Origin of the sequence: Sphingomonas sp. R1 (genome assembly GCF_025960285.1) — a bacterium.
In the GTDB taxonomy this organism is placed as follows: domain Bacteria; phylum Pseudomonadota; class Alphaproteobacteria; order Sphingomonadales; family Sphingomonadaceae; genus Sphingomonas.
Window position 1 is genome coordinate 3,073,781 of record NZ_CP110111.1, and the last position, 14,214, is coordinate 3,087,994.

General features: G+C 65.6%; 13 protein-coding genes. 9 read left to right on the forward strand and 4 right to left on the reverse strand.

Annotated elements, in window-relative coordinates:
* The first annotated feature begins 124 nt into the window (after positions 1-124).
* The 3 genes from OIM94_RS14790 to OIM94_RS14800 all read left to right on the forward strand — a co-directional run bounded on the left by OIM94_RS14790 (position 125) and on the right by OIM94_RS14800 (position 2,354).
* Positions 125-892, forward strand: coding sequence for a Bax inhibitor-1 family protein (locus OIM94_RS14790; protein ID WP_264607457.1), 768 nt, complete (start codon positions 125-127; stop codon positions 890-892).
* A gap of 137 nt (positions 893-1,029) precedes the next feature.
* Positions 1,030-1,395: a hypothetical protein gene (locus OIM94_RS14795; protein ID WP_264607458.1), complete on the forward strand. Its 366-nt coding sequence runs from the start codon at positions 1,030-1,032 to the stop codon at positions 1,393-1,395.
* An 11-nt stretch (positions 1,396-1,406) separates the two neighbouring features.
* The gene (locus OIM94_RS14800) at positions 1,407-2,354 is read left to right on the forward strand and encodes a cation diffusion facilitator family transporter (RefSeq protein WP_264607459.1); all 948 of its coding nucleotides are present in this window, start codon (positions 1,407-1,409) and stop codon (positions 2,352-2,354) included.
* Between the two features lie 58 nt (positions 2,355-2,412).
* Here OIM94_RS14800 and OIM94_RS14805 read toward each other — a convergent pair whose 3' ends face one another.
* Entirely contained in the window at positions 2,413-3,621 is a 1,209-nt protein-coding gene (locus tag OIM94_RS14805) for an LL-diaminopimelate aminotransferase (protein WP_264607460.1), read from the reverse strand.
* A 130-nt stretch (positions 3,622-3,751) separates the two neighbouring features.
* On the opposite strand from OIM94_RS14805, the gene OIM94_RS14810 reads away from it, so the two are divergent.
* The 3 genes from OIM94_RS14810 (at position 3,752) to clpS (ending at position 6,867) form a co-directional block, all read left to right on the forward strand.
* A complete protein-coding gene (locus OIM94_RS14810; RefSeq protein ID WP_264607461.1) occupies positions 3,752-5,488 on the forward strand; it encodes a PHA/PHB synthase family protein in 1,737 nt (578 codons plus the stop codon).
* A gap of 120 nt (positions 5,489-5,608) precedes the next feature.
* Positions 5,609-6,367, forward strand: a complete 759-nt coding sequence (gene phaP, locus OIM94_RS14815) for a phasin family protein (protein WP_264607462.1) — start codon at positions 5,609-5,611, stop codon at positions 6,365-6,367.
* 167 nt (positions 6,368-6,534) lie between these two features.
* Positions 6,535-6,867, forward strand: coding sequence for an ATP-dependent Clp protease adapter ClpS (gene clpS / locus OIM94_RS14820; protein ID WP_064310916.1), 333 nt, complete (start codon positions 6,535-6,537; stop codon positions 6,865-6,867).
* A 129-nt stretch (positions 6,868-6,996) separates the two neighbouring features.
* On the opposite strand, the gene OIM94_RS14825 is transcribed toward clpS, so the two are convergent.
* Positions 6,997-7,704, reverse strand: coding sequence for a Crp/Fnr family transcriptional regulator (locus tag OIM94_RS14825; RefSeq protein WP_264607463.1), 708 nt, complete (start codon positions 7,702-7,704; stop codon positions 6,997-6,999).
* 150 nt (positions 7,705-7,854) lie between these two features.
* On the opposite strand from OIM94_RS14825, the gene murA reads away from it, so the two are divergent.
* Positions 7,855-9,138, forward strand: a complete 1,284-nt coding sequence (murA, locus tag OIM94_RS14830; protein ID WP_264607464.1) for a UDP-N-acetylglucosamine 1-carboxyvinyltransferase — start codon at positions 7,855-7,857, stop codon at positions 9,136-9,138.
* Between the two features lie 3 nt (positions 9,139-9,141).
* Here murA and OIM94_RS14835 read toward each other — a convergent pair whose 3' ends face one another.
* Both OIM94_RS14835 and OIM94_RS14840 read right to left on the reverse strand, forming a co-directional pair.
* The gene (locus OIM94_RS14835) at positions 9,142-10,413 is read right to left on the reverse strand and encodes a GGDEF domain-containing protein (protein WP_264607465.1); all 1,272 of its coding nucleotides are present in this window, start codon (positions 10,411-10,413) and stop codon (positions 9,142-9,144) included.
* 101 nt (positions 10,414-10,514) lie between these two features.
* The gene (locus OIM94_RS14840; RefSeq protein ID WP_264607466.1) at positions 10,515-12,020 is read right to left on the reverse strand and encodes an acetyl-CoA hydrolase/transferase family protein; all 1,506 of its coding nucleotides are present in this window, start codon (positions 12,018-12,020) and stop codon (positions 10,515-10,517) included.
* Between the two features lie 197 nt (positions 12,021-12,217).
* On the opposite strand from OIM94_RS14840, the gene OIM94_RS14845 reads away from it, so the two are divergent.
* On the forward strand, positions 12,218-13,114 hold the full coding sequence (locus OIM94_RS14845; protein WP_264607467.1) for an iron-containing redox enzyme family protein: 897 nt from the start codon (positions 12,218-12,220) through the stop codon (positions 13,112-13,114).
* A 31-nt stretch (positions 13,115-13,145) separates the two neighbouring features.
* Positions 13,146-14,132, forward strand: a complete 987-nt coding sequence (locus OIM94_RS14850; protein ID WP_264607468.1) for an SGNH/GDSL hydrolase family protein — start codon at positions 13,146-13,148, stop codon at positions 14,130-14,132.
* Positions 14,133-14,214: the final 82 nt, after the last annotated feature.

The window sequence follows — 14,214 nt, forward strand, 5'->3', positions numbered from 1 at the left end:
CGCAGGCAAAGTCGATCTGGGCTCTGTATCGAAACGTTGCTAGACCCGGTTTCGCTTGAAAAGCCCCCGTGCGGGGCCGATATTCGCGCTATCCGGCATCGCGCCGGTCAAAGGAGTTTTTCGAATGGCTAACTGGTCCGATCCCCGCACGAACGAGTCGCCTTTCGCGACCGTGAGTGCACGCGCCGCGGCGCATGACGCGGGGCTCCGGTCGTACATGCTGTCGGTCTACAACTACATGCTCTCCGGCGTGCTGCTGACCGGCATCGTCGCGCTGGCGTTCGGCAAGATCGCGTCGCTGCAGCAGCTGCTGTTCCAGGTCGTCGAGACCAGCCGCGGCCTGTCGCTGCAGCCCACGCTGCTCGGCTGGGTGGCGATGATCTCGCCGCTGGCGATCGTGTTCGCGATGAGCTTCGGCCAGAGCCGCATGTCGGAAGGCACGCTGAAGGCGCTGTTCTTCGCCTATGCGGGTCTGCTGGGCGCGTCGCTCTCGACGATCTTCACCACCTATACCGACATGTCGATCGCGCAGGTGTTCTTCGGCACCGCCGCCGGCTTCGGTGCGCTGAGCCTCTATGGCTACACCACCAAGAAGGATCTGTCGGGCTTCGGCACCTTCCTTCTGATCGGTCTGGTCGGCGTGCTCGTCGCATCGGTGGTCAACATCTTCCTGCAGTCGAGCACGATGAGCCTGGTGATCAGCGCCGTCGGCGTGCTGATCTTCGCCGGCCTCACCGCCTATGACACGCAGAAGATCAAGAGCATCTACAGCCTCGTCGCGGGCACCCGCGAGCAGGGCAAGGTCGCGATCATGGGGGCGCTGAACCTCTATCTCGACTTCATCAACATGTTCCTGTTCCTGCTGCGCCTGTTCGGCAGCTCGCGCGACTGATCTCGCCGCGGGACACGATCAGCAAGGGCCCGGTGGAGCGATCCGCCGGGCCTTTTGTTTGCCGGGCATGAAACGCGGCGCGGAACGCGCTTCGGACAGAGCCGTTTGATCCTGGGTAACGCTCAGGAGAGTGCAGCATGACCAACAATCCCCTCGACTCCGCGATGGACCGGATGTCGGTCGCCCCGGATCCCCGTGCGGACGACGATGCCGCCAAGGGCCCCGTCCATTCCTCGGATGCCGGCACCGATGGTTCGATTGAGGAGCGTCTCGCGCGCGACCCGGCCAGCAAGGATGCGCGCCTCGACCGCGCACTGGACGAATCGATGGATGCATCCGATCCGCCCGCCTCGACCCAGCCGATCCACAATCACCAGATCCCGGAAAGCTCGGGCTATGACGCGAAGGCCGAGGCAGACCGCGCCCAGGCCGTGCCCGAAAGCGGCGACAAAGCCGACAAGGGCCTGATCGACAAGGCCCTGCACAAGCTCGGCCTCGACTAAGGCAGGCACAGATGGCCGCATCTCCCGCGTCGGGTTGGCGCGCCAATCTGGTTCTCTACGCGGCGCTCGCCGCCAATATCGGGATCGCCGTCGCGAAGTTTGTCGCGGCGGCGATTACCGCGTCGTCCTCGATGCTGACCGAGGGCGTCCACAGCCTCGTGGACAGCCTCAACCAGATATTGCTGCTATATGGTCAGCGCCGGGCGAAACGCCCGCCGGATGCGGAGCATCCGTTTGGCTATGGCCGCGAACTCTATTTCTGGGCGTTCGTCGTCGCCATCCTGATCTTTGGGCTAGGCGCGGGCGTGTCGGTCTACGAGGGATATCTGCACATCCTCGATCCGGAGCCGCTGCGGGATCCGCTGGTCAACTATGTCGTGCTCGGCGTCGCGACGTTGATGGAGGGCACCAGCTGGGTGATCGCGATCCGCGAGTTCCGGGAAAGCAAGGGCGATTGCGGCTGGTGGAAGGCGATCCGGGAATCCAAGGATCCGTCCGGCTTCATCGTGCTGTTCGAGGATTCGGCGGCACTGGCGGGGTTGGTCGTCGCCGCGATCGGCGTATGGGCCAGCCACGCTTGGCAAGATCCGCGGATCGACGGGATGGCCTCGATCGTGATCGGGCTGATCCTCGCAGCCGTCGCCACGCTGCTCGCGCGCGAGGCCAAGGGCCTGCTGATCGGCGAACGGGCCAATCCCGAGATGATCGCGCAGATACGCGCGATGCTGGAGGCGGAGCCGCGGATCACCGGGGTCAATCATGTCCGCACCATCCATACCGCGCCCGATCGGGTGTTCGTGGCAATCAGCGCCGATTTCGATGACGGTTTGGCAATGGGCGATGCGGAAACGCTGATCGAGCGCATCGAAGCGCGGTTGAAGGCTGCGCTGCCGCAACTCAGTTCAATCTACATCCGTCCGGAAAAGCGCGAGGACGCCGCCGTCGTGGTGCCGGCCTAACGGGTCGAAAAGGCCGGCCTGCGCAACCGGGACACGCGCCCGGTCGCGCAGGAGCAGGTCATCCGGCGTTGGCCGCCGGCGTGTTGACGCCCATCGACTGCAGATACTTCTTCACATTGCGCGCCGCCTGGCGGAGGCGCTGCTCGTTCTCGACCATCGCGATGCGGACGAAGCCCTCACCATTCTCGCCATAGCCGACGCCCGGCGCCACCGCGACCTTGGCATGGGTCAGCAGCTGCTTCGAGAATTCGAGGCTGCCGAGATGCGCCAGCGCCGGCGGCAGCGGCGCCCAGGCGAACATCGAGGCGCGCGGGGAGGGGATTTCCCAGCCGGCGCGGGCAAACGCCTCCACCATCACGTCGCGGCGCTTGTGGTAGAGCTGGCGGTTCTTCTCGACAATGTCCTGCGGGCCGTTGAGCGCGGCGCAGGCTGCCGCCTGGATCGGGGTGAAGGCGCCATAATCGAGATACGACTTCACCCGCGTCATCGCCGCGATCAGTTGGCGGTTGCCGACCGCAAAGCCCATCCGCCAGCCCGCCATCGAATAGGTCTTGCTGAGCGAGGTGAACTCGATCGCAACGTCCTTGGCGCCCTTCACCTGCAGGATCGAGGGCGTCGGCTGGCCATCGAAATAGAGCTCCGAATAGGCGAGGTCGGAGAGGATCCACACCTTGTTCTCCCGAGCCCAGGCAACCAGGCGCTCGTAGAAGGCGAGGTCCACCGTCTCTGCGGTCGGGTTGGACGGATAGTTGACGACCAGAATCGACGGGCGCGGCACGGTGAAGTTCATCGCGCGCTCGAGGCTTTCGAAATAGGCATCGTCCGGCGTCGTCGGCACCGCGCGGATCGTCGCGCCCGCAATGATGAAGCCGAAGGTGTGGATCGGGTAGCTGGGGTTGGGCGCCAGCACCACGTCGCCTGGCGCGGTGATCGCGGTGGCGAGGCTGGCCAGCCCTTCCTTCGAGCCCATCGTCACCACGACTTCCGTCTCCGGATCGAGATCGACGCCGAAGCGGCGGGCATAATAGTTCGCCTGGGCGCGCCGCAGGCCGGGAATGCCCTTGGACTGGGAATAGCCATGCGCATCGGGCTTGCGCGCGACCTCGCACAGTTTCTCGATCACATGGTCGGGCGGGGGCAGGTCGGGATTGCCCATGCCGAGGTCGATAATGTCCTCTCCACCCGCACGCGCCGCTGCCCGCATCGCGTTGACTTCCGCGATAACATAAGGGGGCAAGCGCTTGATGCGGTAGAATTCTTCGGACATTTCCTCGACTTTCAAGGGTTTTGACACGCGACACAAAATTGTGTCGTGCGCGGGTTCTACGCCATAAAAGCGCATCCGGGAATGACGCATTGCTCCGCCTGCGCTAAGCCGGGGCGAAGGAGAGGACCGAATGGCCGATACGCTCACGCCGACCCTGCCCAAGCTCGAGGATCTGCAGCACTGGACCTGGGTGCTCGGGCGCGCCCAGCAGATGATGCTGGAGCATGGGCTGGACCTGATGGAGCATGTGCCGTCCGCCCCGCCGTTCGGCATGCTGCTCGATCCCACGCCGGCGATGCGCGCAAGCGCCGAGTTCTGGGCAGACACGATGCAGCTGTGGCAGCGCTTCCTCGATCCCGCCAATGCCGAGCCCTTTGTCGAGACCGCGGAACAGGCGCGCGACAAGCGGTTCAAGGCGCCGCAGTGGCGCGAGCAGCCCGTGTTCGATTTCCTGCGCCAGAGCTATTTCGTCATCGCCGACCATATGCTCAAGCAGGTCGAGGCGCTGGAACATGTCGACGAGCGCCAGCGCGACCAGATCCGCTTCGCCACCAAGGGCTTTATCGACGCGATCAGCCCGACCAATTTCCCCGCCACCAACCCCCAGGTGATCGAGAAGATCGTCGAGACCAAGGGGGAGAGTTTGCTCAAGGGCTTGCAGCATATGCTGCAGGACATGGCCAAGGGTCAGATGACGCAGACCGCGGCCGGCGCTTTCGAGCTGGGCCGCAACCTCGCCATGACGCCGGGCAAGGTGGTGAAGCGCACGCCGCTCTACGAGCTGATTCAGTATTCGCCGACGACGGACACGGTGCTGGAGACGCCGCTGATCATCTTCCCGCCCTGGATCAACCGTTTCTACATCCTCGATCTCACGCCCGAGAAGAGCTTCATCCGCTGGGCGGTGGAGCAGGGGATCACCGTCTTCGTCGTCTCGTGGCGTTCGGCCGATGCGACGATGAAGGACGTGGTGTGGGACGATTATGTCGAGCGCGGCCAGATCGACGCGATCGACACCGTGCGCGACCTGCTCGGCGTCGAGAGCGTCCATACCATCGGCTATTGCGTGGCCGGAACGACGCTGGCGGCGACGCTGGCGGTGCTCGCGGCGCGCGGGCAGGCCGAGAAGGTGAAGAGCGCCACCTTCTTCACCGCCCAGGTCGATTTCACCGAGGCCGGCGACCTGCGCGTGTTCGTCGACGACGACCAGCTGGCGATGATCCGCAGCCTCAGTGCCGAGGGATTCCTCGACGGGCGCTACATGGCGGCGACGTTCAACCTGCTGCGCGGGCGCGACCTGATCTGGAACTATGTCACCAACAACTATCTGATGGGGCAGGAATATGCGCCGTTCGACCTGCTCCACTGGAACTCGGACGTCACCAACCTGCCGGCGACCTGGCATCTGAGCTATCTGACCGACCTGTACCGTGACAACAAGCTGGTCGCGCCGGGCGCGCTGAGCATTGGCGGCACGCCCGTCGACCTGTCGAAGGTAGAAACGCCCGCCTATATCCAGGCCGGTCGCGAAGATCATATCGCGCCGCCGCGCAGCGTGTGGAAGTTGACCGAGCATTTTCGCGGGCCGCACAAGTTCGTGCTGGCCGGTTCAGGCCATATTGCCGGCGTGGTCAACCCGCCGTCGGCGAAGAAATACCAATACTGGACCAATGCGACCCCCGCCGAGTCGCTCGACTCCTTTATCGAAACGGCTGCGGAACATGCCGGAAGCTGGTGGCCGGACTGGAAGGACTGGCTGACTGCGCTGAGCGGTGCAAAAGTCGCGGCAGACGGAGCGCGGGTTCCCGGTGGTGGAAACCTTTGTGCAATTGCGGAAGCGCCCGGCGAATATGTCAGAACACGGTGATAAACCGCTAGGAATTTTCGCGGTTTGTGCCTTTTTGTGCACTGCACAATAACGCCTTGCAATTCCGGCGCCAGACCGCTATATGCTGCGGTGCAGCAATAGGCAGGGAAAGCTAGTCACATGGCCAGCAAAGGACCCAAGACGACGGCCAAACCCGCCGCCAAAACGGCGGCCCGCGGTGCTCCCAAGCCCGCGATTCTGGCCGAAGCTGCTGCGGCGGAACCGGTGTCCGTACCTCCCATGGCCGAGACGATCGTCCCGGCCGCGGCGCTGGTGCCTGCACCGATCGAAGCCGCTGCACCGCAGGAAGTAGAGAAGCTCGTCGAAGACACGATCGCTGCCCCGGTGGAAGCGGCTCAGGCCGTTGCCGAGGAAGTGATCGAAGCCACAGAGACCGTCGCGCCGGCGGTCACCACCAGCACCGCGAAGGAAACGACCATCATGGCTACCCAGTTCGAGAATACCACTGCCCAGGCCCACAACGCGTTCAGCGACATGAACGAGCGCGCCAAGGCCGCCGTCGAGAAGTCGACCAAGCTGGTCGAAGAGGCCAATGAATTCGCCAAGGGCAACATCGAAGCGCTGGTCGAGTCCGGCCGGATCGCCGCCAAGGGCTTCGAATCGCTGGGCCAGGAAGCTGCCGACTACAGCCGCCGCTCGTTCGAGAGCGCAACCGCCGCGATGAAGAACCTCGCCTCGGTGAAGTCGCCGACCGACTTCTTCAAGCTGCAGAGCGACTATCTGCGCGGCGCGTTCGACTCGTACGTCGCCGAAGCTTCGAAGCACACCGAAGCGATGATCAAGCTGGCCGGCGACGCCGCGCAGCCGATCTCGAACCGCTTCGCGGTCGCGGTCGAGAAGGTGAAGACCAACGCCTGATCGGTTCGACCGATCAGCGATGGAACGGATTGGGGGCAGTCGCAGGCGCGATTGCCCCTTTTTCATGTCCACAAAATGCAGCGCTGCCCGTGCGACGCCTTGCCCTTGGGGGCGGTGCGACATATTTTGCGACCCCTATGGTCGAGCTTCGTACAATTGAGATCCGGATGGCCGAGGATGGCGACCAGGATGACCGCGGCAACGACAATGCCGTGGGCATCGCCACCCGTACGCGCACCCGCACCAAGAAGCCGACGCCCTACCGCGTGCTGATGCTGAACGACGATTACACGCCGATGGAGTTCGTCGTGCTCGTGCTGCAGCGGTTCTTCCGGATGAACATCGAGGAAGCGACGCAGGTGATGCTGCATGTCCACCAGCGCGGCGTAGGGGTATGCGGGGTATTCAGTTACGAAGTGGCCGAGACCAAGGTCTCGCAGGTGATCGACTTTGCCCGGCAGAACCAGCATCCGCTGCAGTGCACGCTGGAAAAGGCCTAGGCGATCACCGACCACGCTGCTCCCGCTGCGAAGGCGGGGCACCGGCGCTGATCTCCCGATAGGTCCGGTCGCGGTGGTACATGCATTGCCGCCGTCGGCAAAAGACCGAAGGGCTTCGCCGCGGCGGCCTTAGCGCGCCGGCGGCAGCCAGCGCAGGTCCAGCCCCTCATAGCGATTGACGTAGTTGGCCGCGCCGGCGAGGCCGTTGCGATCGAGCAGCGTCACGCGGCCGCCCTCGCGGGCGATCATGCCTTCTTCCTCCAGTTGTCGCAGCATCCGGTTGACATGGACCGCCGTCAGCCCGGTCGCGTCGCCGATCTCTTCCTGGGTCAGCCCCAGCGTATATTCGCGATCGATCGACTTGTCGGTCGCGCGAAGGCGATTGCGCAGGTCGAGCAGCAGCGCAGCGACGCGCGCCTTGGCACTGGTCCGGCCCAGCGCCGCCAGCCGATCGGTAAGCGCTACGCGCTCGATCTGGCTGTAGACGAGGATCATCGCGGACAGCCGCGGATGCTGCTGCATGATGTCCGACAGCGCGGTGCGATCGAACGGGCAGACGACCGTGTCCGAAAGGGCGCAGAGCGTCTCGGGCGCTTCCTGATAGATGGCCGAGGAGATGCCGAGCATGTCGCCGGGGAACAGGAAGCGAAGGATCTGTCGGCTGCCGTCGTCCAGCAGCACATAACTCATCATCAATCCTTTGCGGAGAATGAACAATTCCCCGCAAGGCTCGTTCTCACGCTGCAGAATCGCCCCGCGCCGAACATGGCGCTGGCGCAACTCGAGCCCGTCGAGCGCGTCGCGCTCGCGGTCCGTAAGCGTGATGAACTCGCTCAAAACATCGGCAAAACAACTGGATGACACGCTCTGCACTTTCCCCCGGGCGGTCCCTGCAAAGCAGCGCAACGGAATCAGCGCATTAAAATCGATCAAGCCTCCCTGCAGCCCACCGCTTGCGCGCACGCGCAGAGCGGCTAGAAGCTCGCCATGGACCGTATCCTCATCCGTGGCGGCAATCGGCTTGCCGGCAAGATCGCGATTTCCGGCGCGAAGAACGCCGCCCTCACCCTGATGCCGTGTGCGCTGCTCACCGACGAGCCGCTCACGCTGCGAAATCTGCCACGTCTGGCAGATGTCGACAGCTTCGGACATCTACTGAATGAACTCGGCGCATCGACCTCGGTAGAGGGCACGCGCCCGAACGAATTCGGCCGGGTGCTGTCGGTTCGCGCCAGCCGCTTGACCTCGACGGTCGCGCCCTATGACATCGTCCGCAAGATGCGCGCCTCCATCCTGGTGCTCGGCCCGCTGCTGGCGCGCGAGGGCGAGGCGACGGTGTCGCTGCCCGGCGGCTGTGCGATCGGCAACCGCCCGATCGATCTGCACCTCAAGGCGCTTGAGGCGATGGGTGCCGAGATCGAACTGAGCGCCGGTTATGTGAAGGCCACCGCGCCTGGCGGCCGCATTTCGGGCGGGCGCTTCCGCTTCCCGGTGGTCTCGGTCGGGGCAACCGAGAATGCGTTGATGGCCGCTTCCACCGCGCGCGGCACCACTGTCCTGGAGAATGCAGCTCGCGAGCCCGAGATCGTCGACCTGTGCAACCTCCTGGTCGCGATGGGGGCGGTGATCCGCGGCATCGGCACCGAGACGCTGGAGATCGACGGCCGCGACCGGCTGCACGGCGCCACCTATGCGGTGATGCCCGATCGCATCGAGGCGGGCAGCTATGCCTGTGCGGCGGCGATCACCGGCGGCGATGTCGAGCTGCTCGGCGCCTCGGCCGAGGACATGCGTGCGACGCTCGATGCGCTCGTCGAGGCGGGGATCACCGTCGAGGAAACCGCGACCGGCGTGCGCGTCGCGGCGGAGAACGGCATCCATCCGCTGACGCTCAACACCGCGCCGTTCCCGGGCTTCGCCACGGACATGCAGGCGCAGTTCATGGCGATGCTGTGCAAGGCGGACGGCGCCAGCACGCTGACCGAGACAATCTTCGAGAACCGCTACATGCACGTGCCGGAGCTGGCCCGCATGGGCGCGGACATCGAGGTGCATGGCCGCACCGCGATCGTACGCGGGGTGCCGAAGCTGACCGGCGCGCCGGTGATGGCGACCGATCTGCGTGCTTCGATGAGCCTGATCCTCGCCGGCCTTGCCGCCGAGGGCGAGACGCAGGTCAACCGCGTCTACCACCTCGATCGCGGCTATGAGCGGTTGGAGGAAAAGCTTCAGGCCGTCGGCGCGGACATCGAGCGTGTCGGCGACGGCTGAGGCCTATTCGGCTGCCAGCGGCAGCACCGAGGGTTCCCGGGAGGGCGCGGTGACCACGCGGTTTCGCCCGCCCTCCTTGGCCTGATAGAGCGCCCCGTCCGCGATCGACAGCAGCTCGGTGACCGATCGGGTGCTTTCGGGGATGGCGGCGACGCCGAACGACGCGGTGATCCGCGTATCATGGGTGGCGGACAGCGCCTCGATCCGCTCGCGCAGGATCTCTGCCTTCGCCGCGGCTTCGGAAAGCCTGCATTCGGGCAGGATCACCAGCAGCTCCTCGCCGCCATAGCGACAGGCAACGTCAGACGCGCGGAGCCCGCTGAGGATGGTTGCGGCGGTTTCGCGCAGCACTGCGTCGCCCAGGGCATGGCCGAACGCGTCGTTGAGCTTCTTGAAGTGATCGAGGTCGATCATGATCACCGAGAGCGGAACGCCGCTGCGTTCGGTGAGGCTGGCATAGCGGCTCAGTGCGTCTTCCATATAACGGCGATTGTACAGCCCGGTCAGCGGATCGCGCAGTGCCTGGGTACGCAGCTTCTCGCGCAGCGCGATGTTGGAAACCGCCAGCGACATGGCATCGGCGATCGCGGTGGCGAGCGGCTGCACCCGGCCGAGTTCTGCCGCAGCGTCGGGGTGCGGGGTCGCGATCTTCAGCATGCCCTGGATTTCGCCATGTGCGGTCATCGGCAGTTCGAGCACGGTCGCGGTCCCGAGGTGATGATCACAGCGCAGCGCGCCGGGAGCGTCGACGTTCACATGCGGCTTGCCCCGTTTCAGCGCCCAGCACTGTGACGGCGGCAGCATCGGGCGCAACGTATCGGGCTCCGGCCAGTGCCAGCTGCCAGACAGCTCCAGCCGGTCGCGCGAATTGTTGAACACGTAGAGCGCGCCGCCGAAGCCGGCGAGCAGCGACTCGATCGTCGCGCCCAGCACGGCGTTTGCATCGGCATAGCCGTCCGCGCTCTGCAGCATCTCGGTCATGCGGAACAGATGGTTGATCTGCTTGCGCTCGGCATGGGCGCGGTCGGCGTCCTCGCGTCGCTCGCGCAGCGTGCGCACGATCTGCGGCCCGCCGAGCAGCAGCAACAGCAGCGTGACGATGACGCCGCCCAGTTCCAGCACGCCCTCCACCACCCGCATGTCCGGCGTCCGCACCAGCGGATGCGCCAGATGCGCCACGACCGTGACGAGCACGGCCGCCGATGCGGCGATCACCCGGCGGCGGATCGAGCGCTCCAGCAGGTCATAGCCTTGATCGGGAGAATGGGGTTTCACGTGACTTGGCCCTTGCACCGCAACGCAAACCGCTGCGGCGCAAGGCCATTATAGCGAAACCGGGCCGCCTCCTCGTCTCGGGGAACGGTCGCTAGGTAGTTCTACAGCATCGATCCCGTATCGAGATAGCGCTGGTGCCACGCCAGCGCCTCGCCCGGCAGCATCGGTGTCTGGCGGCCGAGGCTGCCTGCCAGCGCACGGTCGTAATAGTCGCGCAGCATCGGCCTGTAGTCAGGATGGGCGCACCGTTCGATGACCTGCTCGGCGCGCTTGCGGGGGGCGAGCCCGCGCAGATCGGCCAGGCCCTGCTCGGTCACCACCACCTGCACGTCCTGCGCGATGTGATCGACATGGGAAACGTGCGGCACGATCGAGGAGATTGCGCCCCCCTTCGCGGTCGAAGGCGACATGAAGATCGAGATATAGGCGTTGCGCGCGAAGTCGCCCGATCCGCCGATCCCGTTCTGGATTCGCGAGCCCATGATGTGCGTGGAATTCACGTTGCCGTAGAGGTCCGCCTCGATCATCCCGTTCATCGCCAGGCAGCCCAGACGCCGCACGACTTCGGGGTGGTTGCTGATTTCCTGCGAGCGCAGCAGAATGCGGTCACGGAACCGGTCGAGATCCTCGTTCAGCCGCGCGGCGGCGACCGGGCTTAGCGAGAAGGCGGTGCAGCTGGCCAAGCGCAGCTTGCCCGCCTCCAGCAGGTCCAGCATGCCGTCCTGCAGTACCTCGGTATAGGCGGTGAGATTCTCGAACGGCGCCGTCAGCAGCCCGGCAAGCACCGCATTGGCAATGTTGCCCACGCCCGATTGCAGGGGCAGTAGCGACGGCGGCAGCCGGCCCTTTCCGACTTCGTGGCGGAAGAACGCGATGAGATGCTGGGCGATGGCAAGCGCGCTGGCGTCGGGCGCCGCGAACGGCAGGTTGCGATCCGGGGCGTCGGTCTCCACCACCGCGATCACCTTGTGCGGATCGCAGCGCAAGCTCGGCTGGCCGATGCGCTGGTCGGGCGCGGTGAGCGGGATCGGCACGCGGTTGGGCGGCAGCGCGGTGCCATAATAAATGTCGTGCATCCCCTCCAGCGCGGGGTTCTGCCAGTGGTTGACCTCGAGGATCACCCGCTTGGCGACATCGAGCCAGGTCTTGTTGTTGCCGACCGACGTGGACGGGATCAGCGAGCCATCCTCGCGAATGCCGGCGACTTCGATCACCGCGACGTCGAGCGGCCCCAGAAAGCCTTCCCAGGCGAGCGGGGCGACCTGGCTCAGGTGCAGATCGACATAGTCCATCTCGCCTGCGTTGATCTTCTCGCGCGCGATCGGATCGGAATTATAGGGCAACCGCGCCGAAATACCGTCGACCCGCGCGAGCGCGCCGTCCAGCTCGGGGCCCGTGGAGGCGCCGGTCCACACCTTCAGCCGCAACGGCCTGCCGGCGGCATGCGCCGCCTCGATCTGCGCGGCGAGCGCGGTCGGCACCGCCTTGGGATAGCCGGAGCCGGTAAAGCCGCTCATCCCCACCGTCATGCCATCGGCGATGAACGAGGCGGCCTGTTCGGCGGTGGTGACCTTGGCGGCGAGTCCGGGGTGGGCGATACGCGACATGGATCCTCTCAAGGCTGCGTCGTTGGCGGCCCTGCAGACCTATCGAGCTGCGTGCAATTGTTGCAATTACCTAGTTGGTTCAGGCGGATGCACGGGGTGCACGCAGGATCTCCCAACTGATTGATCTGTAATAAGTCGCCTGGAACTGCGGGGATCGGCGGGGGGTTTAGGCGGCCAAGCAGGAGAGAGTTTTTCCCATGGCGACCCTCGCGCGCGATTTCGTGCCACCCGTCCGTTCGCAATTCCTGACCGACAGTTTCCAGCGGGGTCTCGCCCACTGGAACCGCGAGCGGCTGGAGCCTGGTTTCCCGTCCGACGACTGGCAGCGTACCTTTGAGCGCGATGTGCGCATGGAGCGGCTGCAGGGCGCGTTCCTCGAGGAACTTCGCGCCGAGGTCGTCGGCGAAGCCGCCCAGGCACCAACCGATGTCGATGGCTTCATCGACTGGTTCGAGGGGCTGAAGGCAACCGGGCCAGGGCAGGGCGACCCGCTGTTTCCTTGGCTCGCCGAGGCGGCGGACCGGGATCAGCTCCGATGGTTCTTCGAGCAGGAGGCCGCTGGCGAGGCCGGGTTCGACGATCTCGTCGCGATGACGCAGGTGAAGCTGCCCACGCGCCCGAAGCTCGAACTCGCCCGCAATTATTGGGACGAGATGGGGCATGGCACCGAAAAGGGCATGCACGGGCCGATGCTGGACGCCCTGGTCGAGACGCTGGCCGTGGCGCCGGTGATAGAGAATACCGTCTGGGAAAGCCTGTGCCTGGCCAACGCGATGACCGCTATGGCGAGCAGCCGCCGGTATGCCTGGCATTCGGTGGGTGCGCTCGGCGTGATCGAACTGACCGCGCCGGGACGTTCCGCCGCGACCGCCGAGGGGCTGAAGCGCGTAGGCCTCAGCGCCAAGGAAGCACGCTACTTCACGCTGCACGCGGTGCTCGACATCAAGCATAGCGAGGATTGGAACCGTGAGGCGATCCGTCCCGCGGTGGAGGAGGATCCGCGTCGTGCGACCGCCATGGCCGAGGGCGCGCTGATCCGACTGCGCTGCGGGGCGCGCTGTTTCGAGGCCTATCGCGAGCGGCTCTGGGGCTGACGTTCACGCGCCGACTTGCTAGGCAGGCAACATGCTTCGCCTAGCCCTTGCCGCCGCACTGATGCTCGCGCCCGCAGAAACTGCCGTTCCCCTCCACGCCGGTGGTCGCGTCACTGCCGATGGTCGGTTCGGCTGGCCGGGGGTCTATTTCGAAGGGCGATTCAAGGGCAGGTCGGTCACCGTCTCGGTCGAGGCAGGCGAGGATCATCTCGCGGTGCTGATCGATGGCGTCGAACGCGCGGTGCTCAGGAAGCCTGGCAAGGTGCAGCGCAGGTTCGACGGGCTGGCCGACGGGGAGCACGTCATCCGCATCGAGAAGCTGACGGAGACGCAGCACGGGTACAGCCGCATGGTCGGGGTCACCACCCCCGGTACGCCGCTCGCGCCGCCGGTGCATGCACGTCGCGTGGAGTTCATCGGCGATTCGCACAGCGTCGGCTATGGCGACACCGCCACCGTGCGCGACTGCTCCGGCGAGGTGGTGCACGATACCACCAACACCCAGCTGGCATTCGGGCCCCTGCTCGCCAGGAAATGGAACGCCGATTATCGCGTGATCGCGTTTTCGGGGCGGGGCGTGGTACGCAACTATGCGGGCGGCAACCCCGGCGAGACGCTCCCGGTGCTCTACTCCCGCGCCATTCCGGGCGAGACCGGGGCGGCGGTGCAGGATGGCTGGAAGCCTCAGCTGATCGTCATCAACCTCGGAACCAACGATTTCTCGACGCCCGTCCATGCGGGGGAGACGTGGAAGGACGATGCGGCGCTGCATGCGGACTATCGGGCAAAGTACATCGCCTTCCTACGCGACCTGAAGGGCGCGAACCCGACTGCACGCTTCCTGTTGATGGGGGCGCCCGCCTTCATCGCGGATGTGCGCGCGGTGGCGGCGGCAACCGGCGCGACGCCGGTTCCTGTGCCGCAGCTGGAATTCACCGCCTGCCACTTCCATCCCTCGCTCAAGGATCAGCGGCTGATGGCGGATCTGATCGAGCAAGCGGCGGGTACGCTGAACTAGGCGTTCCCCCCGCGCCCCTCGCAAATAGACTCCCGCCTGCGCGGGAATGACGAAGGGGGGGCTGCCGCAATGGTCCGCCCCC